General features: G+C 55.2%; 1 protein-coding gene and 1 pseudogene. Both read left to right on the top strand.

The window, feature by feature from the left end; translation table 11 throughout:
* Positions 1 to 258, top strand: a 258-nt coding sequence (locus J5224_RS31075; protein ID WP_264628859.1) for a winged helix-turn-helix domain-containing protein, incomplete at its 5' end; no start/stop codon positions are given.
* A pseudogene (locus tag J5224_RS31070) lies at positions 248 to 877 on the top strand (sensor histidine kinase); the annotation flags it as partial. The gene J5224_RS31075 and the pseudogene J5224_RS31070, both read left to right, overlap by 11 nt.

The raw sequence follows: 877 nt of genomic DNA, 5'->3' as shown, positions 1-877 counted from the left end.
GGGCAGCGCATCGATCTGACCGATAAAGAGATCAAGCTGCTGATCATTTTGATGGAAAACCCCGGGCAGGTGATCACACGGACACTGTTATTGGAACGCGTCTGGGGGTATCACTTCGATCCGCAGACTAACCTGATCGATGTTCATATGTCCAAGCTGCGGGCCAAGATCGACAAAGGCTTTCCCCGGCCGCTGATCAAAACCTTGCGATCGCTGGGCTACGCCCTGGGCGCTGTGGAAAAGACGGATGCCGCGTAGCGCACACAATGAACCCGCGCTGAGATGGCCGGCTAACGGATGGCGTGAGAAAATTCGCCATTTGTGCGTGCACGGCGCTAACCGTTATCCGGTATTTCTTCGCACCGCACAGTTTCGCCAGTTTATTACGCTGGTGTTTCTGTTTTTGCTGATGGTGCTGTGCTGCATTGTCGGCTTCAGCGTATTGAGTGAAACGTTGATCCGCACCCATGTACGCGACGTCATACTGGGCAATATCCATGACCATGCCACCCAAGCGCGGCTGACCGATACTTCTACGCTGATCGCTCAGCTCAAACGCGATAATCAGGCTAAAACTGATGAGTTACCTCTGTTTCTGGTGATGAGTAAGCAGGGCGAGATCCTCTATCACAACGCGGGTTGGATGTTGTCTGGGCCAAGTCATACCGCGTGCAAAATGGATGTTCCTTGCCTGAAGGCGCTGCTGGTAGAAAAGGGCGCGCTGAAAGCCAGCGATCGAGGACGTAGCGCGCCCGAGAGTAACCTGGTCGGTATGTCGGTGGCGCTGGACGATGGCGGCGTGCTGTTCACCGCCTATAATCTGCGGCCGATGCTGGAACGTATTCGTACTATTCCACTGGTAGCGGGGGCAGGGCTG

This window comes from Candidatus Symbiopectobacterium sp. NZEC135 (genome assembly GCF_025962695.1).
The sequence above is the reverse complement of the archived record's forward strand: the minus strand, read 5'-3'. Positions and strand labels throughout refer to the sequence as shown.